General features: G+C 70.3%; 20 protein-coding genes and 2 tRNA genes. 5 read left to right on the top strand and 17 right to left on the bottom strand.

Translation table 11 applies throughout. The features are described from left to right. Positions 1-15 precede the first annotated feature (15 nt). On the top strand, positions 16-2,037 hold the full coding sequence (locus ACFQU3_RS00205) for an acyl-CoA dehydrogenase (RefSeq protein WP_385904718.1): 2,022 nt from the start codon (positions 16-18) through the stop codon (positions 2,035-2,037). A 52-nt stretch (positions 2,038-2,089) separates the two neighbouring features. Here the strand turns inward: ACFQU3_RS00205 and ACFQU3_RS00200 are convergent, their stop codons facing one another. From ACFQU3_RS00200 to ACFQU3_RS00170, 7 genes are all read right to left on the bottom strand, one after another. Beyond that, positions 2,090-2,611 carry a flavin reductase family protein gene (locus tag ACFQU3_RS00200; protein ID WP_385904715.1) on the bottom strand — a complete coding sequence of 174 codons (522 nt, stop codon included), beginning with the start codon at positions 2,609-2,611 and terminating at the stop codon, positions 2,090-2,092. A 31-nt stretch (positions 2,612-2,642) separates the two neighbouring features. Beyond that, positions 2,643-2,993: a hypothetical protein gene (locus tag ACFQU3_RS00195; protein ID WP_385904712.1), complete on the bottom strand. Its 351-nt coding sequence runs from the start codon at positions 2,991-2,993 to the stop codon at positions 2,643-2,645. Positions 2,994-3,065: 72 nt separating this feature from the next. Beyond that, positions 3,066-3,139: transfer RNA gene (locus ACFQU3_RS00190), tRNA-Val, on the bottom strand. Positions 3,140-3,244: 105 nt separating this feature from the next. Then, positions 3,245-3,757: a TIGR02611 family protein gene (locus tag ACFQU3_RS00185; RefSeq protein ID WP_385904709.1), complete on the bottom strand. Its 513-nt coding sequence runs from the start codon at positions 3,755-3,757 to the stop codon at positions 3,245-3,247. Next, a complete protein-coding gene (locus tag ACFQU3_RS00180; protein ID WP_385904706.1) occupies positions 3,754-4,599 on the bottom strand; it encodes an aminotransferase class IV in 846 nt (281 codons plus the stop codon). Before ACFQU3_RS00180 ends, ACFQU3_RS00185 begins: the two co-directional genes overlap by 4 nt. 64 nt (positions 4,600-4,663) lie before the next feature. Further along, entirely contained in the window at positions 4,664-5,698 is a 1,035-nt protein-coding gene (locus tag ACFQU3_RS00175; protein ID WP_385904703.1) for an anthranilate synthase component I family protein, read from the bottom strand. 16 nt (positions 5,699-5,714) lie between these two features. Beyond that, the gene (locus ACFQU3_RS00170) at positions 5,715-6,197 is read right to left on the bottom strand and encodes a glutathione peroxidase (protein WP_385904700.1); all 483 of its coding nucleotides are present in this window, start codon (positions 6,195-6,197) and stop codon (positions 5,715-5,717) included. 203 nt (positions 6,198-6,400) lie between these two features. On the opposite strand from ACFQU3_RS00170, the gene ACFQU3_RS00165 reads away from it, so the two are divergent. After that, complete coding sequence (locus tag ACFQU3_RS00165; RefSeq protein WP_385904697.1) at positions 6,401-8,893, top strand: CHAT domain-containing protein; 2,493 nt, start codon at positions 6,401-6,403, stop codon at positions 8,891-8,893. 28 nt (positions 8,894-8,921) lie between these two features. On the opposite strand, the gene ligD is transcribed toward ACFQU3_RS00165, so the two are convergent. Both ligD and ACFQU3_RS00155 read right to left on the bottom strand, forming a co-directional pair. Beyond that, entirely contained in the window at positions 8,922-9,899 is a 978-nt protein-coding gene (gene ligD, locus ACFQU3_RS00160) for a non-homologous end-joining DNA ligase (protein WP_385904694.1), read from the bottom strand. A 111-nt stretch (positions 9,900-10,010) separates the two neighbouring features. Beyond that, positions 10,011-10,083, bottom strand: a tRNA-Gly gene (locus tag ACFQU3_RS00155). 375 nt (positions 10,084-10,458) lie between these two features. Between ACFQU3_RS00155 and ACFQU3_RS00150 the strand changes: the two genes are divergently transcribed. Next, entirely contained in the window at positions 10,459-11,112 is a 654-nt protein-coding gene (locus ACFQU3_RS00150) for a maleylpyruvate isomerase N-terminal domain-containing protein (RefSeq protein WP_385904691.1), read from the top strand. A gap of 66 nt (positions 11,113-11,178) precedes the next feature. Here the strand turns inward: ACFQU3_RS00150 and ACFQU3_RS00145 are convergent, their stop codons facing one another. The 7 genes from ACFQU3_RS00145 to ACFQU3_RS00115 all read right to left on the bottom strand — a co-directional run bounded on the left by ACFQU3_RS00145 (position 11,179) and on the right by ACFQU3_RS00115 (position 17,195). Then, complete coding sequence (locus tag ACFQU3_RS00145) at positions 11,179-11,577, bottom strand: nuclear transport factor 2 family protein (protein ID WP_385904688.1); 399 nt, start codon at positions 11,575-11,577, stop codon at positions 11,179-11,181. Positions 11,578-11,606: 29 nt separating this feature from the next. Next, positions 11,607-11,957: a DUF2200 domain-containing protein gene (locus tag ACFQU3_RS00140; protein ID WP_385904685.1), complete on the bottom strand. Its 351-nt coding sequence runs from the start codon at positions 11,955-11,957 to the stop codon at positions 11,607-11,609. 76 nt (positions 11,958-12,033) lie between these two features. Continuing rightward, a complete protein-coding gene (locus tag ACFQU3_RS00135; protein ID WP_385904682.1) occupies positions 12,034-12,534 on the bottom strand; it encodes a hypothetical protein in 501 nt (166 codons plus the stop codon). Position 12,535: 1 nt separating this feature from the next. Next, positions 12,536-13,654, bottom strand: coding sequence for a trypsin-like serine peptidase (locus tag ACFQU3_RS00130; RefSeq protein WP_385904679.1), 1,119 nt, complete (start codon positions 13,652-13,654; stop codon positions 12,536-12,538). A 166-nt stretch (positions 13,655-13,820) separates the two neighbouring features. Further along, positions 13,821-15,311: a SpoIIE family protein phosphatase gene (locus ACFQU3_RS00125; RefSeq protein WP_385904676.1), complete on the bottom strand. Its 1,491-nt coding sequence runs from the start codon at positions 15,309-15,311 to the stop codon at positions 13,821-13,823. Between the two features lie 380 nt (positions 15,312-15,691). Beyond that, positions 15,692-16,201 (bottom strand): carboxymuconolactone decarboxylase family protein, encoded by a 510-nt coding sequence (locus ACFQU3_RS00120; protein ID WP_385904673.1) that lies wholly within the window; start codon positions 16,199-16,201, stop codon positions 15,692-15,694. Positions 16,202-16,364: 163 nt separating this feature from the next. After that, entirely contained in the window at positions 16,365-17,195 is an 831-nt protein-coding gene (locus tag ACFQU3_RS00115; protein ID WP_385904670.1) for a transglutaminase-like domain-containing protein, read from the bottom strand. A 157-nt stretch (positions 17,196-17,352) separates the two neighbouring features. Between ACFQU3_RS00115 and ACFQU3_RS00110 the strand changes: the two genes are divergently transcribed. After that, complete coding sequence (locus tag ACFQU3_RS00110; RefSeq protein ID WP_385904667.1) at positions 17,353-17,955, top strand: sugar O-acetyltransferase; 603 nt, start codon at positions 17,353-17,355, stop codon at positions 17,953-17,955. 164 nt (positions 17,956-18,119) lie between these two features. Here the strand turns inward: ACFQU3_RS00110 and ACFQU3_RS00105 are convergent, their stop codons facing one another. After that, positions 18,120-18,857 carry a phosphotransferase family protein gene (locus tag ACFQU3_RS00105; protein ID WP_385904664.1) on the bottom strand — a complete coding sequence of 246 codons (738 nt, stop codon included), beginning with the start codon at positions 18,855-18,857 and terminating at the stop codon, positions 18,120-18,122. Positions 18,858-20,014: 1,157 nt separating this feature from the next. Between ACFQU3_RS00105 and ACFQU3_RS00100 the strand changes: the two genes are divergently transcribed. Continuing rightward, positions 20,015-20,470, top strand: a complete 456-nt coding sequence (locus ACFQU3_RS00100; protein WP_385904661.1) for a hypothetical protein — start codon at positions 20,015-20,017, stop codon at positions 20,468-20,470. Positions 20,471-20,814 lie beyond the last annotated feature (344 nt).

Genomic DNA, 20,814 nt, shown 5'->3' with positions numbered 1-20,814 from the left:
CACCCAGGAGCCGAGATGTCCACGGCTGCAGACACTCCCACCGCGCCCACTCCCTCCGGTGCCTCCGGTGCCTCCGACACGGTGACCGAGCACGAGCACCTCGAGCCGATCGCCGCCTCCGGGGCGCATGCCGGACCCGACCTGGCCGCGGCGTTGCGCAGCCACCTCGACGGCCCGTTCGCACAGGTGCGAGACCACTGTCGTGCCCTCGACGCCGCCACGTTCGGCGCCCCGGCCGAACCTCTGTCCATGGACGAGCACCGCGCCCGCGTCACGGCCCAGCTCGCCGCGCTCGCCACCCAGCCGTACGCCGCCTACGGCTTCCCCGAGCACCAGGGTGGACAGGCGCGCTTCGGCGAGGCGGTGGCCGCCTTCGAGATGCTCGGCCACACCGACCTCTCGCTCTTCGTCAAGGCCGGGGTGCAGTGGGGCCTGTTCGGTGGTGCGGTGTCGCTCCTCGGCACGCGCCGACACGACCACCTCGTGCCGCGGATCACCTCGGGCGAGCTCCAGGGCTGCTTCGCGATGACCGAGACCGGTCACGGCAGCGACGTGCAGAGCCTGCTGACGACGGCGACCTACGACCGCGGCACCGACGAGCTCGTCGTCCACTCACCAGGGCCCGCGGCGCGCAAGGACTACATCGGCAACGCGGCGCGCGACGGTCAGCTCGCGGCGGTCTTCGCCCAGCTCGTCGTCGGCGACGAGTCGCACGGCGTCCACTGTGTCCTCGTACCGATCCGCGATGCCGACGGCGCGCCCGCGCCCGGCGTCACCATCGAGGACTGCGGCCCCAAGCTCGGCCTCCCCGGTGTCGACAACGGCCGGCTCACCTTCGACCACGTGCGGGTCCCGCGCACCAACCTGCTCGGCCGCTACGGCGACCTCGACGAGACCGGCACGTACTCGAGCCCCATCGACCACCCGGGCCGCCGCTTCTTCACGATGCTCGGCACCCTGGTCCGCGGGCGCATCTCGGTCGCCGGCGGTGCCGGTGCCGCGGCGCGGTCGGCTCTGGCCGTCACTACGGCGTATGCCGCCCGGCGCCGACAGTTCGCCCCGCCCGGCACGGACGTGGAGACCACCGTCCTCGACTACCGCACCTACCAGCGCCGGCTCCTGCCCAGGATCGCGACGGCATACGCCCTGCAGCTCGCCCAGCACGAGCTCGTCTCCGCCATGGATGACGTCCTCGCCGGTCGCGCGACGGGCGAACAGGACCAGCGACGCCTCGAGACGCGGGCCGCCGGCATCAAGGTCCTGACGACCCGGCACGCGACCGACACGATCCAGGAGTGCCGCGAGCTGTGCGGCGGCGCCGGCTACCTGTGGGCCAACCGTCTCGCGGCGCTCAAGGCCGACACCGACATCTTCACGACCTTCGAGGGCGACAACACGGTGCTGCTGCAGCTCGTCGCGAAGTCGCTCCTGACGGAGTACCAGGCGACGTTCGGTGACCTCGACACGGCCGGCATCGTGCGCTTCGGTGCCCGCCTCGCGGCCGGCGCCGTCATCGAGCGCTCGTCGGCGCGCGGCATCATCCAGCGGCTGGTCGACGCCGCGCCGGGCCGCGAGGAGGACGTCACGTTCGCGATCCGCGGCACCCAGCTCCGGCTGCTGCGCGAGCGCGAGGAGCACATGCTCGAGGGGCTCGCCCGACGGCTGCGACGGGCGACCGCTCCGGGCGCCGACGCCTTCGCCGCCTTCAACGCGTGCCAGGACCACCTGGTCGACGCGGCCACCGCGCACGTCGAACGCGTGGTCGCCGAGTCGTTCGCCGCCTCGGTCGAGGCGTGCACCGATCCCGAGGCCAGGGCCGTGCTGGCCCGAGTCTGCGACCTGCACGTCCTCTCGACGATCGAGCGGCACAAGGCCTGGTACCTCGAGCACGACCGGCTGAGCCCGGCGCGGACGAAGGCCCTGACGGCGCTCGTCAACGAGATCTGTGCCGAGCTCAGGCCCCATGCGACGACGCTGGTCGACGCCTTCGGCATCCCCGACGGACTGCTCGTGACGGAGATGTCCGGGACGGCCTGACTCGGCTGCGAGGCACGAGCCCGGGCGTCGCGCCGTCGGTCGGTGGGGGCCGTCAGTCGGTCGGCCGCTGGTAGCGGCCACGGCGGTGGACGAGGGGCACGTCCTCCTCGCCGACGACGGTGTGCTCGATCGTCGCCTCGACGAGCACCGACCAGCCGACGTCGTGCCGGGTCTGCGGGTCGAGACGCACGCCCATCCACGTGGTCGCGCCGACGGGCCGCGGCCCCCACTCCGTCTGCTCCCACTCCGTGAGCCGGAACGGGCCACCCGGGGCGGGCATGACACCGGCGAAGGCGTCGGCGAGCATCTGGTCGCGCCAGCCGAGCAGGGTCACGACCGCGGTTCCGGTCTCCTCGAGCCGCTCGAGCAGGTCGGAGTCGGCGTGCACGAGAGCGACGACGCGAGCCGGGTCACCGGTCGCGACGAGGTAGGACGACACGGTGAGCCCCGCTCGGTCGATGCCCGCGCCCGAGGTCCACAACGAGACGGTCGCCCCGATGCGTCCACGCAGCCGGCGCACCTGGTCGCGCGCGTCGTCGGGCGTCTCGAAGGGGTGCTCGCTGTGGATCGTCACGCCACACTCCCCCAGGACCGCGACGGAGCGCTCACTCGGGCTCGGCCACGAGGAGCGTGTCGTCGACGGCGACGGTGCCGGGCGTGACGACCTCGGCGTAGACGCCCGCGCACTGCGACGGGGTCTGCGTGACGCTCAGCGTGCAGTCGCCGATGCGGACCAGGCGACCGACGAGCTGCTCGAGCACCGAGGACTCCACGTCGAGCACGATGTTCGCCTTGGGATGGGTCTCGACGTAGTCGTCGGCCGACACGAGGTGCACCGCATGCTTCTTGGAGCGGTTGCCCTCCGGGCCGCTCTGCGTCACCTCGACCGACTCGAGCTCCTGCCCCGGCGAGTCGGAGTCGGGGTAGATGAACAGGCTGGAGACCGTCGCGTTCATGGGCGACACGCTAGCCCTTGCCGGGCCCTCGGCGCGCCGGGCCGCAGGGCGAGTCGTGTCAGTCGTGCGGGGTGGACGTGAAGGGACTCGAACCCCTGACCTCTCGCGTGTGAAGCGAACGCTCTAACCAACTGAGCTACACGTCCGGGCACCCCTGTGCCGGCAGGCTGTCGGGGTGACGGAGGGAAACAATAGCCTGTGCCGGACCGGTGGCGGTAATCGCCCCTCAGGTGCGGCCCCACCGGCACGGGTCAGTCGATGCCGGGCAACCGGGTCAGCAGGTCCTCGCCCCACTGCGGCACGAACTGCGGGATGCCGGCCAGGGCGAGGTAGCCCCAGATGACGGCCCACACGATGAGCAGCGTGCCGAGCGCCACGAGAGCGCGCATCCACATCGACTGGTCCATGATCCAGTCGTTCCAGCGGCTGACGTGGCGCTTGCCGAAGTCGAGCCAGCGCTGCGCGAACTCGAACTCGCTCGCGAGGATCAGCAGCCCGAAGAAGACGACGAGCCAGCCCGGTCCCGGCGCCGGCACCATGATGAGGCCGGCGACGGTGACGACCGCTCCGACGACACCGACAGCCGTGCGCCAGACGAGGTGGGTGACGCGGTTCTGCCGCAGCCGGGCCCGCCAGGCCCAGCGGTCCTCAGCGGCGTCGAGGGTGACGTTGCGGTCCGAGTAGTCGACCTCGGGGCCCCGGGTGACACCGGGGGAACCGGAGGCGCCTGGGATGCCTGGCGCGGACTTGTCGTGGTCGCTCACGGGTCGGCGTCCCGTTCGGCGTTGCCGCGGAAGACGGCCTGGAGCTCGGTCGTCACCGGCCGCTCGCTCGACAGCTCGCGCGCGTCGACGCGGTGGATCGGCAGGACGTCCTTCGTCGAGCTCGTGATGAAGACCTCGTCGGCGGTCTGCAGCACCTCGAGCGGCAGGGCCTCCTCACGCACGTCGACCCCGGCGGCACGTCCCCACTCGATGACGAGCTCGCGCGTGATGCCGAGCAGCAGGCCGGAACCGGCCGGAGGCGTCAGCACCACTCCGTCGACGACGACGAAGATGTTGCTGCCCGTGCACTCGCACAGCTCGCCCCGCGTGTTGGCGAAGACGGCCTCCACGGCGCCCGCCTGCTTGGCCCGGGCGAGCGCGACGACGTTCTCGGCATACGACGTCGTCTTGAGGCCGGCCACGGCACTGCGTTCGTTGCGTGTCCAGGGCACGACCGTCAGGGCGCCGCTGACGGGGGGCCGGGCCTGCGGCCCGGCGAGGACGATGTAGGTGAGCGAGGCGTCCGCCCGGTCGGAACCGAGCGGTCCGACGCCGCCCGTGACGCTGTAGCGAAGGCGGCCGAAGTCGATCTCAGGTCCGTCGAGCACGGCCGCGATGCCCTTGTCGAGGAAGGGCAGGTCGAGCGGCGGCAGGCCGAGACCGGCCGCGGAGCGCTCGAGACGGCGGTGGTGACGCGTCAGCGCGAACGGTGCGCCGGCGTCGATCTTCGCGGTCTCGAAGACGCCGTCGCCGACGGTGACCGAGTGGTCGAGGGCGGAGACAGAGGGTCCGGTCGGGTCGACGAGGTCGCCGTTGACCCAGACGCGCGTGGTCGTGCTCATGGTCCCTTTCCTCGTGGCTCGGCGCGTGTCGGGGCGTGTCGGGGCGCGGCGCCGGCGGGTGTCCTCATGGTGTCACAGTGCCGGCGGCCAGCCCGATGAGCCTGGCCGCCTTGAGCTCCGTCTCGGCCCACTCCCCCTCGGGATCCGAGTGCCAGGTGATGCCGGCGCCGGTGCCGAAGCGAAGCCAGCGTCGACCGGCGTCGTCGTGCTCGGCCCAGAAGGTGCGGATGCCGACGGCGAGGTCGGCCTCACGGGCGTCCGCGTCGACCCAGCCGATCGCACCGCAGTACGGCCCGCGTGGCGCCGGCTCGAGGTCGTGGATCGCCGTGAGCGCGCTCGACTTGGGCGCGCCCGACACCGAGCCCGGCGGGTAGGCGGCGGCGAACACGTCCGCCCAGCCGACGTCGGCACGCAGCTGCCCGCTGACCGTCGAGACGAGGTGCACGAGGCCCGGGTGCGGCTCGACCGCGCACAGCTCGTCGACGGAGACGGTTCCCGGTTCGCAGACGCCCGAGATGTCGTTGCGCATGAGGTCCACGATCATGACGTTCTCGGCGTAGTCCTTGGGCAGCATCTCCCAGGCGGTCGGAGCGGTCCCCTTGATCGGCCGGGTGACCAGGCGCCGGCCCCGGCGCGACAGGAAGAGCTCGGGCGAGGCACTGACCACGTCGAGCCCGGCGTCGCCGCAGTGGATCCGAGCCGCATGAGGGGCCGGGTTGCCCTGTCGCAGAATGGCGTCGAGCCCGTCGAGGTCGGCGGCCGCGGGGAGCTCGTGACTGAGGACACGGCATACGTTGACCTGGTACACCGTGCCGGCAGCGATGCGCTCACGGACCTCCCGGACCGCCTCCACGTATGCCGTCCGGTCGAGCGAGCTGCGCCAGCGGCGATCGAGCGGCTGCCAGCCGACCGACGACGTGCTCGCCGCTGTGGGCGCCCGGCGTGCCACCTCGGCGAAGCGGACGGCGGTGACGTCACCCTCGAACGAGGCCACGACGGCCCAGAAGCCCTCGCCGGAGATGGCGGCGAGGGCCGCAGGGCCGTGCCGCACGTCGACGACGCCGTGGGCGTCCCGGTCGGCGAAGCGGGCGTGGTCCACCCGCAGATCGTAGGGCCTAGGAGGCCAGCGCCTTCTCGATGTCGGCGGCGAGGTCGGTGGGCTCGGTCGTCGGTGAGTAGCGAGCGATGACCGTGCCGTCCCGCGCGACGAGGAACTTCGTGAAGTTCCACTTGATCTTCTTACCGAGCAGCCCGCCCGCCTCGGACTTGAGCCAGGTGAAGAGCGGGTGCTCGCCCGAGCCGTTGACCTCGACCTTGGCGAACATGGGGAACGTGACGCCGTAGTTCTTCTGGCAGAAGGCGCCGATCTCCTCGTCGGAACCGGGGTCCTGGCCGCCGAACTGGTTGCACGGGAAGCCGAGGACGGTGAGGCCCTGCGCCCGGTACGTCTCGTAGAGCTCCTCGAGACCACCGAGCTGCGGCGTGTAGCCACACTCGCTGGCGGTGTTGACCACGAGGACGACGTCGCCGGCGTACTCGCCCAGCGACACCTCCGCGCCGTCGATGGCGGTGGCCTTGAAGTCGTGCAGCACGGTCACGGTCTCTCCTCTGTGGGTTACGCGGCAGTAACCCATCTTCGCCCGAGCGACGCCCGAACCGCGAATCGGCCGGGCGCCGCGAGTGCTCACGGCGCGTCCCTGGGGCTGTGGTATCTGCCCGGCCGGTGGGACGCTCTTGTCTCACGAGAGAACGGTCACGCCAAGGCCGTCTGCGAGTCCCTCTCGACGAGGAGGTGTGCGGCATGGCCGACGAGTACGCCGACTTCGACGTCGCCGTCGAGAACAACGGCAGCGCATATGCCGTGCACGTGGCCGGCGCGGGCGGACGCTCCGCCTCCACGGTCTTCACCCTCCCCTTCACGCCGACGGAGCTCGCCGACTTCATGGTCGCGGTCGGTCCGCCGAGGGTGGCCTCGCGCCGGCTCCTGCCCGCCGTCGAACGGGTCACCGACGTCAGGGACTACGGCACGAGGCTCGGTGCGGCGCTGTTCGCCGGAGAGGTCGGCACGGCGTTCACTGCCGCCCTCGACGCCGCCCGCCGCGACGGTCGCGACGTGCGGCTGCGGCTGCGTCTGGACGCAGTCCCCGAGCTCGAGTCGATCCCGTGGGAGTACCTCTACTCGGAGGCCCTGGGCCGCTTCATCACACTCTCGACCCGAACGCCCGTGGTGCGCCTGCTCGACGCCCTCGACCCGCCGCCACCGGTGTCCGTGCGAGCGCCGCTGCGGGTCCTCGTCCTCATCTCCAGCCCGACCGACGTGCCCGAGCTCGCTGTCGACCGCGAGGAGCAGCTGCTGCGCGCGACGACGAGCGACCTCGTGGCTGCGGGCCAGCTCGAGCTCGTCGTGCTCGAGAGGCCGACGCTGGTAGCGCTGCAGCACGCCCTGCTCGAGCCCTTCCACGTCTTCCACTTCATCGGCCACGGCGGTTTCGACCGCGCGAGAGACGAGGGCGTGCTCGTTCTGGAACGTGAGGACCGGACGGCCCACCGGGTGAGCGGCGCTCGCCTCGGCACGCTGCTCCACGACGCGCGGGACCTCCAGCTCGCGGTGCTCAACGCCTGCGAAGGTGCCCGCACATCCGGACGGAACGCGTTCTCCGGCGTCGGGCAGGCCCTCGTGCGTCAGGGGCTGCCCGCGGCCGTGGCCATGCAGACCGAGATCTCGGACCGTGCGGCCATCGTCTTCTGCCACGAGTTCTACTCGTACCTCACACGGGGACTGCCGATCGACGCGGCGATCTGCGAGGTGCGCAAGGCGATGGCGACCTCCGACGAGGCATCGGAGTGGGGCACCGCGGTGCTGCTGCGCTCGGGCGGCGCCCAGCCGTTCAGCTTCGTCCCGACCACCATGGCGACTCCGGTCCCCGAGACGCGGTGGCGCTCGTTGTACGACGCAGCCCAGGGAGCTCTCGCTGCCGACGCGACCGCAACCGCGCTGCCGATGCTCGAGCAGCTGGCCGCCGAACGACCCGACTTCGCGGACGTGACCGACCTGCTCGACCGGGTGCGTCCGTCGCGCACCCCGCTACCGGCACCGACCGGGCCGGCCGAGTCGGCAACCCCGACGCCGTCAGTGAGACCACAGCCCACGGCGCCCATGGGGCCGTCCTCCCCAGCCGCGGCTCCCACGTCAGCCGCCCGGTCACGCCGGCTGGTCGCCGGTGCGGGCGTCGGCGTGCTCGTCCTCGGGGCAGCCGTCGGCATCGCGGTCTGGCGCACCTCGGCGCCGTCGGGCCAGCCGAGCGGCACCACGTCGGCGGTGACGGGGCCCACGTCGGCGTCGACCGCGACGGGTCTCCGCGTCGTCGACCTGCCCACGACGGGCCCGCCCACCGGTGCCCTCGTCCTGCCCTACGCGGTCGACGGCGACTTCCACAGCGCGGCGGGGAGCAACCAGGTCGGCACCGACGGCGACGTCGTCGACGTGCTGCGGCTCCCCGGCGGCAACCGCGTCGTCACGGTCGTGCAGTCGGGGCGTACCCGGATGGCGCTCGAGGACGTCGGAGGCTCGACCCTGGTCGCCTTGGGCGACGCGGCCAGCCACGTCGAGGCCAACCGCGGCACCCGATTCGCCTACGTCGACGCCGAGGGGCGCCTCAGCATCCGCGACGACGCCGGCAGCGAGGTCGCGGCCCTGCCGGACGTCGGCCAGGACGCCCGGGTCGCGGGGTTCGCCGGCCGGGCCGTGTTCTACGCACGCGACGGCTCCACCTTCCGGTGGGACACCACCACGGCACGGACGGCAGAGTGGCGCCAGTCCGAGATGGTGGTCTTCAACGACTCGACGAGGACCGCGGTCGGCGCGACGCCGTCCGGCTGCTTCGCCGTGCTCGACGTCGACACCCCGAGCCAGGTCACGCGCCCGCTCGACTGCAGGGGCCTGCCCGTCACGGGCCTCACCGGCGATGGCCGCTTCGCGATCGCGGTCGGCCGTGCGACGGGCGCCGAGACGACCCAGGTGCTCCTCGTCGACACGAGAACGGGACGTCCGGCCTTCGACGTCCGTGTTCCGGCCGGGTCGATCGTCGTGCAGGCCGGCTACCGCACGGCGCCCACGCCACGGACCCTCGTGCTGAGCACCGTCACGCCCGACGGCCGCAACCGGCTCGTCGGCTGCGCGACCGACGGCGCGACCGACGGCGCGACCGACGGCGCGTGCGCGATCCTCACCGAGCCCCTCGCGACCTCCGGCGATCCGGACGCTCCGCCGCCGTACGTCATCTCTCGCGACTGACCCGTCGCGCGTACCGGGCCGGCCCGCCTCAGGCGCTCGCGTCCTCGGGCTCGGGCGGCACGTCCCGGCCCTCCCGCTCGTCACGCTCGGCCCACTCGAGCAGTGTGCTGAAGTCGAACACGGCGTCGTCGATACCGGCGTGCAGGTCGCCGAGCGCCGCGAAGCGCTCCGGCATCGTCGCGATGGTGAAGTCCTGTGGTTCGGCATCGTCGATCTCGTCCCAGCGCAACGGCGCCGACACGGTGCCCCGCGGGTTGCCACGGACGCTGTACGCCGCAGCGATGGTGTGGTCGCGGGCGTTCTGGTTGTAGTCGACGAACAGGTCGTCGGGCGCCCTGTCGCGCCGCCACCACGTCGTGGTCACCTCGTCGGGCAGGCGTCGCTCGACCTCGCGGGCGAAGGCGAGGGCACCACGCCGCACGTCCTTGAAGCCCCACGTGGGTTCGATGCGGACGTAGACGTGCAAGCCCTTGCCGCCCGAGGTCTTCGGCCAGCCGACGGCTCCGAGCTCGTCGAGGATCTCGTGCGTCACGTGGGCCGCGCGCCGCACCCGGTCGAACGAGCACCTGGGCATCGGGTCGAGGTCGATGCGCCACTCGTCGGGCCTCTCGGTGTCGGAGCGCCGGCTGTTCCACGGGTGGAACTCGACCGTCGACATCTGCACCGCCCAGATGACGTCGGCCAGGCGCGTGACGCACAGCTCGTCGGCGTGCAGCCCGTAGCGCGGGAAGTGCAGGCGCACCGTCTCGACCCAGGGCGGCGCTCCGGCGGGCAGCCGCTTCTGGTGCACCTTCTGGCCGTCGACGCCCTTGGGGAACCGATGCAGCATGCACGGTCGCTCGCGCAGGGCGTTGACGATGCCGGGTCCGACCGACTGGTAGTACTCGACGAGGTCGAGCTTGGTCTCGCCGCGCTCGGAGAAGTAGACGCGGTCCGGGCTCGAGAGGCGCACGGTGAAGTCGCCGACCTCGATCTCCATCGCTGGGCTCTTGCTCGACGCCGCCATGCCGCCAGCCTACGGACCACACGCCCACCGAGGCCGTATGCCGTGTGGTCGACGTCGCGGCGCCACGTGCGGAAGGGCCCGCCGACGCGTGTCGACGGGCCCTTCCTGACGAGCGGACGACCGGGCTCGAACCGGCGACCTCAACCTTGGCAAGGTTGCGCTCTACCAACTGAGCTACGTCCGCCTGCAGCCCTGCCGGGACCGAGGCTCCGTGGGTGCGAGGTAGACCATAGCGGACCGGTGGCCCGGTTGCGAAACCCGCTCTCCGCGTTGCCGTTCCGCTACTTCACGACGACCATCCCGCCGAGCTCGGACCACTCCCCTCCCTCGATCGTCGCCGCGACGATCCCCGACGGCCGGAAAGCGTGTCATGAAACGCGTCCCTCGTCGTCTAGGTAGATGACGGCGCCGACTCGGTGCCCGTCGTCGGCCCAGGGTTCTCGTGGAGGGGTGCCCGGGGTCCGCCCGTCGGGGGACGGGCAAGTCGAAGAGCCCCCGCTCACCTCCAGGCGAGCGGGGGCTCTCTGCTCCTCCCGCACTGCCGCATAGGTTGGTTCGCATGAGGGACCTGTCATTCGCGCATGCGCCGGCAGTCGAGCGTCTTGGCCGGCAGATCAGACAGACGGTGGATGCCGCTGCGTCGCTCACCGACCTGCAGCTGCTGGCTCCCTCCAGGTGCCATGGGTGGAGTGCGCTGGAGGTGGTCGTCCACCTTCGCATGGGTCTGCAGGAGATGGTGGTCGGAGTGGCCCCCAGCGACGACGAACCGGATCATGATGCTGCGTCGTACTGGGCGAGCCACCCTGACGACCGTGACGACGATCCGGTGCCACACATCCTCTGGCTGCGACGGGTCGCCAGCGCCTACGGTCGCCCGTCAGCGGCCGTGAGACATCTCGAAGACGTGGCCGAGGGCGCGTGCGTCGCCGTCCGCACGTTGCAGGAGGGGCAGGTCGAGTTTCAGGGGAAGTACCTGCGCAGCGGTGACTTCCTTGCGACCTGGGTCGTCGAGCTGGCCGTCCACCAGCTCGACCTGGGCATCGACGGTGACGAGCCTGTCGGGCTCGACTGGGCGCGCACAACCGTGGAAGCCGTCGCAGACGCCGACCTGCCCTCGGGGTTGGATGACCGTTCGGCAGTTCTCGTCGGCCTCGGACGCGTCCCGCCTCCGGCCGGCATACGACTGTCCGGCTCCTACCCGGTGTCGCTGTGACGCGGCGCGGCCGCGGCCGTGGCCGTCCTCAGCGCGCAGGGCGCGAGGGGCGCGGTGTTTGGCTGGTCACTCGCTGACGGTGTCACCGTGGCGGTGGGCGACCCGCCACTGCCCGCCTTCGCGGCGATACACCTGGGTGGCCCGCAACGTGTAGGTGCGCGGCTCGCCGCCGACCGAAGCAGTGGTGTGCTCCAGGCCGGCCGTGTAGGCCATGTCGCCCACCACGTCGTAGGACTGCAGCTCGAAGGCATAGGACGTGCAGTCCGAGAAGCTCTTGCCGAGAGCGGTGAAGAGCTCGTCGATCTCCTGCCGGCCGTACGCGCTGCGCCAGGCACCCAGCACGCTGACGGGCTCGTTGCGGGACCAGAGCGCCCGCCGCGGGGCGGGGTCGCCGTTGTGCAGGGCGAGCTCGGCGTCGTACAGAGCGCTCTCGACCCAGGCCCGGAACTCGTCTCGATCGGTCATGCCCTCAGCATGCTCCAGTCGGCTGCCCGTCACCCCCGCAGGATCGCCGTCATCTTCTTCCCCCGCGCCAGCTCGTCGACCAGCTTGTCCATGTAGCGGATCTTCTGCATCAGCGGGTCCTCGATCTCTTCGACCCGGTAGCCGCAGATGACGCCCGTGATGAGGGAGGCATTCGGGTTCATCCCGGGAGCCCCCGCAAAGAACGCCTCGAGGTCCACCTCATCGGCGACGGCCCGCTCCAGACCTGCGGCGTCGTAACCGGTGAGCCACGAGATCACCTGGTCCACCTCTTCCTTGCGGCGGTTCTTCCGCTCTGCCTTGTGCACGTAGAGCGGGTAGATGCTGGCGAAGCTGGTGGCGAAGATCCGGTGTCGCGTCATCGTCTCTCTCCCTCGTGCACGCCTGCCATCCCGCCGAGTGCGGACGCATCCGCACGTGTCACGCCTCGAAGGGTAGCTAGTCGGAGCGTGGGGTGAGGGCTCGCGATCCAAGCGGCTCGGCGAGGGGCACGCGGACCCGGAAGGTCCCGAGCAGCGCCGGGAGGCCGGCGCAGACCGCACCCGGGACCCGACCGGTCCAGACGTCGAGCCGCACGCCGGAGGATGTCTCGTCGACATCGAGGTAGGTCACGACGTCGCACGGTGGGCCACCCGCCTTCACCTCTACGACGACGCTCCGGTCCCGTCCTGCCTCGAGCAGACGCCAGGAGGCCCGGTGCTCGCGCAGTCCGGGTACAGGGGTGACCTCACCCGCGGTGGACGACGGCGTCGGGCCGCCGGACGTGGGTACCGGGCGCTGGCTCGGGGCCCGCGGCGGCGCTGACTGCCCCGGTGTGGCGGCGTCGCCACACGCACCGAGGGCGAGGACGAGGACGACGATCGCTGACCCGGCCGCGAACGCGCCGAGGGGCGCGCCCGGTCGGACCGGGCGCGCCCTTCGTGCTTGCGGTTGGGGCATCTCAGAGGTAGCGGCTGAAGTTGAAGAGGCTCCACGCGTCGTCGTCGAAGTACGGCGACAGCATGATCGTCGGGCCGGAGATGCGGTCGATGCGGCTGTTGACGCCGTTGAGCCAGCCCCAGTCGCCGTTGTAGCCGTTGAGCCAGCCGCCGCCGCTCGAGCCGCGCGTCATGTCGCACGGGATCTTGACGGTCTGGGACCACGTGAACCAGTAGTCCCACTCGGGCGAGGTCGTCCCCTGGCAGCGCATGAGGTTGCCGCCGTCGAAGGGCGTCTCGGCCGGGTAGCCGAACGCGTACTCGTAGACGTTCTTGCCCTTGTTGACGGTGAGTCCCTGGCCGCCGAAGTAGTCGGCGATGTGCCAGCCCCCGAAGTTCGTGTTCATCGTGGCCACACCGAAGTCCTGGGAGAAGTCGGAGCTGCCCGTCCACGCGGTGCGCGCCTGGAGCGATGCCGCGGACCACGTGCCGTACGGCCGCGGGTTGGCCAGGTCATCGTCGTATGCCGGGACGAACGTCCAGTTGCTGTGCCACGTGCCGCCCTGGCCGCCGTGGACGCAGTGACCTGCGGTCCAGACCGAGTCCCTGCCCTCGGTGTTGATGATCGTCCCGGAGCAGACGTAGCCGAGCCCGCCCTTGGTGAAGAACACCTTGCCGGCCGTGTAGGCCGTCGGAACGTAGTAGGGCAGGTTGGGGTTGTACGCCGCCTGCAGGCCGGACGCGAAGAACTTGCTGGGTGCGCCGTCGACGCTGCGGACCGGACCGTCGTTGGTGACGGGCTTCTTGCCCGCCTGGTGCAGCGCCTTCTGCGAGGCGACGTACTTCTCTGCCTTGGCGGCGAAGTCTGCCGAGCCGGCCACCGGGGTCGCGGACCGCATCCGCTCCGGCGTCCAGAAGGCCTCGAGCGCCTGGCTGTCGGTGGCCTTGGCCCCGAACTTGGCCTTTCCGGCGGCCTTGGCCTCGGCGGTGACGGGCACCGTGCTGGATGCGTTGGCGGCCGTCGCGGCCTGCTTGCCGTCCTGCGGCGCAGCGCCTGCGGAGCCGATCGACATGCTGGTTGCTGCGAGCAGGCCGACGCCGACGGCGACGGACTTCGCGCTGAGAGAGCGGAGTGCGCCCATGATGTGAGTTCCTTCCCCGAGCCAGCCGCCCGTTGCGGCCGATCTTCAGGCGTTCAGAGCAGGAACCACGTCTCCTGATACGGACCCGGCGGGACACGACTTCTGGCGACCGTGCAGATGCACGTGGAAAGCCGCTCCACGAACGTGGTCTCGGCGCGACGTGGGGTCAGAGCCTCAGGACGATCAGCGCGATGTCGTCGCGCAGGGCAGAGTGCGGTGGCAGCTCGGCCAGAAGCTGGTCCGCCAAGGACTCGACGTCCAGGTCTCGGAGCCGGACAAGGGTCTCTTCCAGCCGGCGGATCCCCCGGTCGAGGGGCTCACCGCGGCGCTCGACAAGGCCGTCGGTGTACATCACGAGCGTGTCGCCCTTGGACAGGGTCGCCGTGCCGAGGGGCCTGGTACCGATCCGCTGGGTGACGGCCAGCGGCGGCCCGAGTGCCTGGTCCAACGCCTGGACGGTGCCGTCCTCGCGCAGGATCAGCGGCGGTAGGTGGCCGGCGCTGCTGTAGATGGCCAGGTCGAGCTCCGGGTCGATGACGACCTTCACGGCGGTCGTGGCTGTTGCGTCGGGGCTGTGACGCGCCACCTTGTCGAGGGCGGTCATGGCCGCGGCGGGACCGACATCTGCGACGGTCAGTGCACTCAGGGCGCTGCGGAGCTGGCCCATCACTGCCGCCGCGCGCAGCCCATGACCGACGACATCACCGACGGCGCACGCCAGGCGACCCTGACCCAGGTCGGCCACGTCGTACCAGTCTCCGCCGACCTGGAGCGCGTCCGACGCCGGCCGGTAGCGGACGGCCACCTGGACCGCCTGGGTGACGCTCGCGGGAACCTCCGCGGGAAGCATGACTTCCTGGACGGCGACGCCCAGCTGCCGCTGCGCCTCCAGGGCCAGGTCGAACATCTGGCTCTGTTCCGCGACCGCAGTGGCGGCCACGACCGCCGCCCTCGCCTGGAGGCCGCCGAGCTCGAGGGATCCGCTCAGGGCGGCTCCCAGATGTGGCACGAGGGCGGTCACGTCGTGAATGTTGTACAAGACGTCCGTCACCACGCCACCCGGCCCCGGCACGGGCACCGCGGTGCCGATCCAGTAGTGCCGCCCCTCGACGCCTCCCGCGGACCGCTGCCCGTCGACGTCGTAGCGCTGCAGACCGACCACGACCGTCCGACCGGTCGTGAGCGCAGACAGGACAGCGCGGCGAACGGTGTCGACAACCGGCTCAGTCCCGGGTGTCGCCCTGGGCAGCGCTGCGAACAGGTTCCTCCCGACCAGCTCGGTGCGGGTCCGACCGGATACGTCCACGTAGGCGTCATTGCAGTCACGAACCATCAGGTCCGCATCGACCACGACACAGGGGGTCGGTACCGCACGGAACAACGACGGGTAGTCGACGTCCACTGCTGAAGGCGCGCCGACGGAGTGGGGCGCCGACGCCGCAGGTGGCTGGCGCGCCGAGTCGGTTTCATGGGAGGGCACGCGCTCACGGTAGGCGCGGCTCGCGTCCCACGCGGGCCACTTGGCGAAAGACGGGCCCGATTTGGGACGACTCGTCGGCAGCGTGGCACGGCACTGACGTAACCGCCTCACCTCGAGAAGGTAAGCCCCTGGCAAAGGTTGCGCGAGATGCGTAGCTGCCCCCCGTCCCGCTGCCATGCCTTGGCCGCGCTGGGCCTTCGTCGCCGGGCGCGGTTGGCCACCGTCGTCGGACGGGCTTCCGCAAGGATTCGAGTGGAAGGGGCGGGCCCCGGCGGTTCAGGCGACAGCCCCACCTGGTCAGGTCAGGAATCTCGTGCTCCACCTCCGGGTCAGGGGCGAGGGTCAGTTCGACGCAGTGCGCATCGGGTACTCCGACCCGTCGGGTCACTACGTCGGGGACACCACCACGCAGTGCGGTTCCGGACCAGGTGCTTCTGAATGGCTGTGCGTCGCTCGGCCTGGCTCGGCGTCCGGCACGAGCCGGCGGCGCGCTGGTCTCTGCTCGAGACCCCTTCCGTCCTCGCCTTCCTCGGCGGGGCCCAGTGGTCCGGCCGGCTTCAACCGGCCGTTGGGGAACCGGGGTCGAGCAGGGGCTCCCACGCCCGCGTCGCGACACCGATGGCGTTCCAGGCGTTGATGGTGACGATGAGCGACAGAAGGGCGCCGACCTCGTCGGGCGACCAGTGCTCGGCGACGGCGTCGTAGTCAGCGGCCGGCACGCGGGTCTGGGCCGCCAGCGTCACCGACTCCGCGAACGCCAGCGCGGCGCGCTCACGCGCGCTGAAGAACGTCGACTCGTTCCACACCGCGACGGCTGCAATGCGTTGGACGTTCTCCCCCGCGACGACAGCTGCGGTGGTGTGGAGGTCGACGCAGTAGGCGCACCCGTTGAGCTGGGAGGCACGCAACCGCACGAGCTCGCGGAGGCCGGCGGGGAACCCGACTCGGTCCAGCTCGTGCGTGGCCGCGCTGTCGAGGCGGTTCATGGCCGAGGAGAACTGCGGTGTAGCCGAGGAGAAGTCCAGGCGCTCCCGGATGGTCACGGTCGTGCTCTCTGAGGTGGTCATGGGACCATCCTTCGTCATCGTCGTGGACCAGCGACAGAGCCACAACTGACGCATCTGACTAGACCACTGGCGCGCCTACTCCGGGACGCAGGCGACGCGTTCGAGCGTTTGCGGAGATCGCTGGGCACCGGACAGCGGGCCCTTCGCTCGCGTGGCGTGACACTCACGTGAGCAGCTGAGCGGGAACCGCCAGATCATCCCTGTCGAACAGGTGGGCCAAGGCCACGGGATCGCCCTGGGAGCAGACCTCGGCGACCTCGTCGATGAGGTCGTCGTAGTCGGGTCCTGTCCTGCCCTCGTACGCCTCGGTCATCCGGCCCCATTCGTCCCAGTTCAACATCTCCCAACCCGAGAGCGCAGCGAGATCGCGGACGCCGTTGCCGCTGATCTCGGCTGCGCCCCAGGCGTGGTCGACCCCGGCCACCCCGAACATCCGCCCCTCGACCATGCCGCTTCGGTACAGGGACCACGCCTCACCTCCGCTCAAGAACTCCCCCGGAGCAAGGTCCTCAGGGTGCTCGACGTACTGCTTGCCGAGGTGCTCGGTGTCGACGCGGACCCAACGGCGCGCGTCGCCGTCCCAGTACTCGGTGATCCAGTGGTCGACGCCGCGGCCCTCCAGGAAGTAGGTCCCGAAGCCGCACCGCGCCCGGGAGGCGATGCCGCGAGCCCGGAGGAACGCACAGGCGATGGAGGCGAAGTGGCGGCAACAGCCGACCACCCGTGTCTCAGGCGTTCGAGGCAGATGCAACGGAGACGGATCCAGCGCCGTCAGCGCGGCGATCAGCTCGCTGACCGGCCGGATGTCCTTCTCCGCCAGCCGGTCACCCACGATTCCTGACGCGGCGGCATCCGCGGGCTGAATGACGAGACCCTGAGCGGCGGCACAGATGCCGACGGGGTCGTCCGGCAGGTCCTCGATGAGCCGCAGCTGCGCCGCATCCAGGCGCGTGAACGGTCCAGGTTGCGAGTAGTCGAGGAGGGCATGGGCCATGGCCCGGATGGTAGGTGGCGGGTGCGACATCGGGCCCGCGCCCAAGCCTCCTGCGCTTCTACTCACCGACGCCCCTCGCACGTAGGCTCTGGGTGCGCAGGTCGACCAGGGGCGCGCGGGGCTCGTGTCCCTAAATCGGACGAAAGGAGCTTCCGCTGTGCCGCATGCTCAGGAGGCTGAAGTCCTGGCCCGGATCGCCGAGGGGCTTGTCTACACCGAGTCGGAAGCCGCCTTCCAGGGCCCGCGGCGCCGCACCGAGCAGATCTTCGAGTACAACCACACTCCACCGAGCGAAACGGAGAAGCGTCGGTCGCTGCTGGAAGCCATCTTCGGCTCGGTCGGTGAACGCACGGTGCTGCTGCCTCCGTTCCACGCCGGGTTCGGCAGCAACGTCCACATCGGCGACGACTTCTTCGGGAACGTGAACCTCACGTTCGTCGACGACGTGGACATCCGCATTGGCGACGACGTCCTGATCGCGCCCAGTGTGACGCTCACCACGACGGGACACCCGACGCATCCCTCACGACGTGTCGACTTCGGACGGTTCTCGGAACCGATCGTGATCGAGGACAAGGTGTGGATCGGTAGCAACGCGGTGGTCCTGCCCGGCGTTCGCATCGGATACGGGTCGGTCATCGGCGCCGGCAGCGTCGTCAGCCGCAGCATTCCCCCGATGAGCGTCGCAGTCGGCACGCCCTGCCGGGTGGTCCGCCCCATCACGGACGAGGACCTCACCATGCGTACTGCTGGGCACTAGGGGTCTTGGCGGTCATGGCGGCTTTGCGGCCCCCTCGCGCCCCCCACGTCATCGGTCAGACCGGGCAGGTGGCGAGAGGTGGTGAGCAGGTCCCGCGAGTGGTGGGCAGTTCTCGAGGGCTTCGGCACGACCACAGTGGGAGCCGTCGAGCGCATTGTGGAACCTCACGACTGGGACCTCAGCACGTCGACCTCGCAGCCGGGTGAGGTCGGGTCGAAGCCGTGCTCGACGAGCCACCGGATCGCCGTCAGGCTGCGCAGGGACCACCAGGCGCCGATCACGTCGAGATCGACGTCCGCGCCGTAACCAGCGACGACGTCGCTGAGGTGGTCCGGGTGTCCGAGCGTCAGGCTGGCGAGGTCGTACATGGCGTCGCCTCGACCCGCCTCGGACCAGTCGACCACGCCGGTGATCTCGTCACCGTCAACGAACACGTGGGCGACCTGCAGGTCGCCGTGCATGAACACCGGTGTCCACGGTCGGAGCGCAGCCTCGGCAACCCGGCGGTTGCGCGTGACCAGCTCTGCAGGAAGGACGTCGTTCGCCAAGAGCCACGCGCATTCGCTGTCGAGGCTCGATGCCTTCTCGTCGAGGCTCGCCCCGGGCCACGGCGGCAGCGGCGCGTCGTGCAGCACCCGTGCGGTGGCACCCGCCGCGGCCCATGCCGCTGCTGAGGCGGTCGACGGTTCGCCGAGACGGCCGAGCGCCCTCCCCGGAAGGGCGGCCAGCGCCAGCACGTGCGGCTTCCGCCACAGGACTTCCGGCACCGGGATCGGCGCCATCGTCATCGCCTCGAACTCGGCTTCGGTGCGCGCCGGGTCAGCGTCGACCTTCAGGAACACGTCGCCGACGCGCAGGGTCGCGCGCTCGTGATGGGCGACGACGACCTCGACCTTTTCCACGTCGGTCAGTGTCGCGCAGGGACCACGAAAGCCCCATCGATTTGTCGGGCGCGACGTCGAGTCGGGGCTCATCACTCGTGGGACGAGGAACCCCTTGGGATCGGGACGAGCACGTACGTAAGTGATCCCGCGAGCAGAGAGGCCACTGACGCTGCGTTGGGGCTGAAGAGATCCTCACCCTGCGGGGGCTCACCTGCTCCGTGTCGCCGCGGCCACAGAGCCTGCACATTTTGCACACGGCCGCACGAATTGCCCATCCCGAGGGCGGATCAAGCCGTCACGGCCGGCGACACCTTCTTCCGCCCGTTCCAGCCAGTCACGATGTTGAAACTCAGCTTGCCGCCGTTTCGTTCGCGCCCCGGCGCCCCAGGCGCACCTCACCCTGCACGCCAGGAGGCCTTCCTCTCGCGATGTGGTGAACCGTCCAGCGGCTGGAGTCGTGTATGTAACGAGAGTTGTTCCGCCTTGACCGAACCAAACGAAGAGGAGATCACCATGCTCGCCCGAATTCTTGCCGCTTCGACCCTTGCTCTCCTTGGCCTGGCCACGTCAATCGGTGCTGCGCAGGCCAGCACCCAGCCGGCCGATCTTGGGAACGTCCAGAACGTCGACCGCGGCGCTAGCGCTCCCGGCCCCCACTGCCACTACGTGCTCGCGGCGTCAGACAAGGGCCCCTTCGACCTCATCATCACCGGCGCTGCACACCAAGGGCACACCGAGACGGGCCTGCCCACAGGGACCTTCCAAGCGACATCCTGCCCCTAGGTCACCGGCGACCTAACTCCCAGGCCGGCGTCCGACAACCCGGCGGTGGCGGACAGAGGTCCGCGAGAACACCCTGATACCGCCGCGTCAGCTCGGCCGCATGGGCGCCCATTCCGCCCAGATAGACCCGGCATCCTTACCCATGGGCTGCTCGGGACTACCAATAGCCGGATCTAGGCTGGATGGCTTCAGGCGGACCGGACCCGCAGTGCCAAGCGGGCCTTGGACGCTGAGGGCGTCCGCGGCGAGTTGACGGGCCCGTGGGCCGGCAAGTACCTATGCTCCGAGGATTCCGATGGTGTTGGGCGCGACGCGCTAATGTTCCCAAAATGAGATCCGATCGAACACATGTTCGATAGTCTGAGCAGATCCTCAAAGCCGAAGGACGTGGCATGGACATCCTGGAACTAATCCAACGCGGTGAGCAGAACGTGGCGAGCCACGACTACTCGAACTGCTTGCGCGAGGCGGCCGAGAGGTTCCTCGGGGCGTACGCGCCGTTCGAAGGATTCTCCGTCGTCGCGGCGAGCCCTCAGGCCGAGCGCGTTCTAGGCGCAGCGATGATGCTGAAGCCAGACCTTTGCGCAGGAGGGCAGGGCAGAACTGTAGTGCTCGACGTGAACATCGCGAGCGGAACACTCCTCGCCAGAGCCGCTCGCCGGCTCCGTGACCGTGGCAACGAGCAGGTGCTCGTCGCCGTCGCCCTATACACGCTGGCTTCTGATGCTCACGAGTGGGAGGTACCGGACGTCAGCCAAGTCGTAATTGCTGGCAACGACGAGTCTCAGCAATCAGCTCTTTGGGAGTGCGCTGAGACCGGCGACCACTGCGTCGTGCTTGCCGGCTGACAGGGTCTTAGCTATGGCGACTAGAGCATCCTTCTTTTCGCCTGTGAGCTTCGCGAAGGACTGCGGATCGCCGGTTCGAATGGGCTTCCCCAAGTGCTCCCGAAGCACGAACAGGATCGCCCCCTCGGCGTGAGCGCGAGAGAACTGCGCCTTATTTCTTCGCGCCACCGGACCGGCCCCTGCAGTGCGGAGGACGGCGTCCTGGAAGGTCAAACCTGGCAACTTGGCCAGCAGCAGCCGCGCTAGATCGACCGCCTGCTCGGACGCGTCCGTGTCCGTCGCTCGCAGTTCGAACTCATGGTCGAGCACAGGAGCCGCGACAGTGCCGCTGACGAGAACGCCGT

Origin of the sequence: Terrabacter sp. GCM10028922, assembly GCF_042666095.1 — a bacterium.
GTDB lineage: Bacteria > Actinomycetota > Actinomycetes > Actinomycetales > Dermatophilaceae > Terrabacter.
The sequence above is the reverse complement of the archived record's forward strand: the minus strand, read 5'-3'. Positions and strand labels throughout refer to the sequence as shown.

Coding starts and splice junctions, on each gene's coding strand:
- ACFQU3_RS00180 (WP_385904706.1), bottom strand. CDS start 4,599: ATGAGCACGACCACGCGCGTCTGGGTCAACGGCGACCTCGTCGACCCG.
- ACFQU3_RS00125 (WP_385904676.1), bottom strand. CDS start 15,311: ATGGCAGCGGGACGGGGGGCAGCTACGCATCTCGCGCAACCTTTGCCA.
- ACFQU3_RS00115 (WP_385904670.1), bottom strand. CDS start 17,195: ATGGCCCATGCCCTCCTCGACTACTCGCAACCTGGACCGTTCACGCGC.
- ACFQU3_RS00140 (WP_385904685.1), bottom strand. CDS start 11,957: ATGACGCGACACCGGATCTTCGCCACCAGCTTCGCCAGCATCTACCCG.
- ACFQU3_RS00150 (WP_385904691.1), top strand. CDS start 10,459: ATGAGGGACCTGTCATTCGCGCATGCGCCGGCAGTCGAGCGTCTTGGC.
- ACFQU3_RS00205 (WP_385904718.1), top strand. CDS start 16: ATGTCCACGGCTGCAGACACTCCCACCGCGCCCACTCCCTCCGGTGCC.
- ACFQU3_RS00195 (WP_385904712.1), bottom strand. CDS start 2,993: ATGAACGCGACGGTCTCCAGCCTGTTCATCTACCCCGACTCCGACTCG.
- ACFQU3_RS00165 (WP_385904697.1), top strand. CDS start 6,401: ATGGCCGACGAGTACGCCGACTTCGACGTCGCCGTCGAGAACAACGGC.
- ACFQU3_RS00145 (WP_385904688.1), bottom strand. CDS start 11,577: ATGACCGATCGAGACGAGTTCCGGGCCTGGGTCGAGAGCGCTCTGTAC.
- ACFQU3_RS00135 (WP_385904682.1), bottom strand. CDS start 12,534: ATGCCCCAACCGCAAGCACGAAGGGCGCGCCCGGTCCGACCGGGCGCG.
- ligD (WP_385904694.1), bottom strand. CDS start 9,899: ATGGCGGCGTCGAGCAAGAGCCCAGCGATGGAGATCGAGGTCGGCGAC.
- ACFQU3_RS00130 (WP_385904679.1), bottom strand. CDS start 13,654: ATGGGCGCACTCCGCTCTCTCAGCGCGAAGTCCGTCGCCGTCGGCGTC.
- ACFQU3_RS00120 (WP_385904673.1), bottom strand. CDS start 16,201: ATGACCACCTCAGAGAGCACGACCGTGACCATCCGGGAGCGCCTGGAC.
- ACFQU3_RS00100 (WP_385904661.1), top strand. CDS start 20,015: ATGGACATCCTGGAACTAATCCAACGCGGTGAGCAGAACGTGGCGAGC.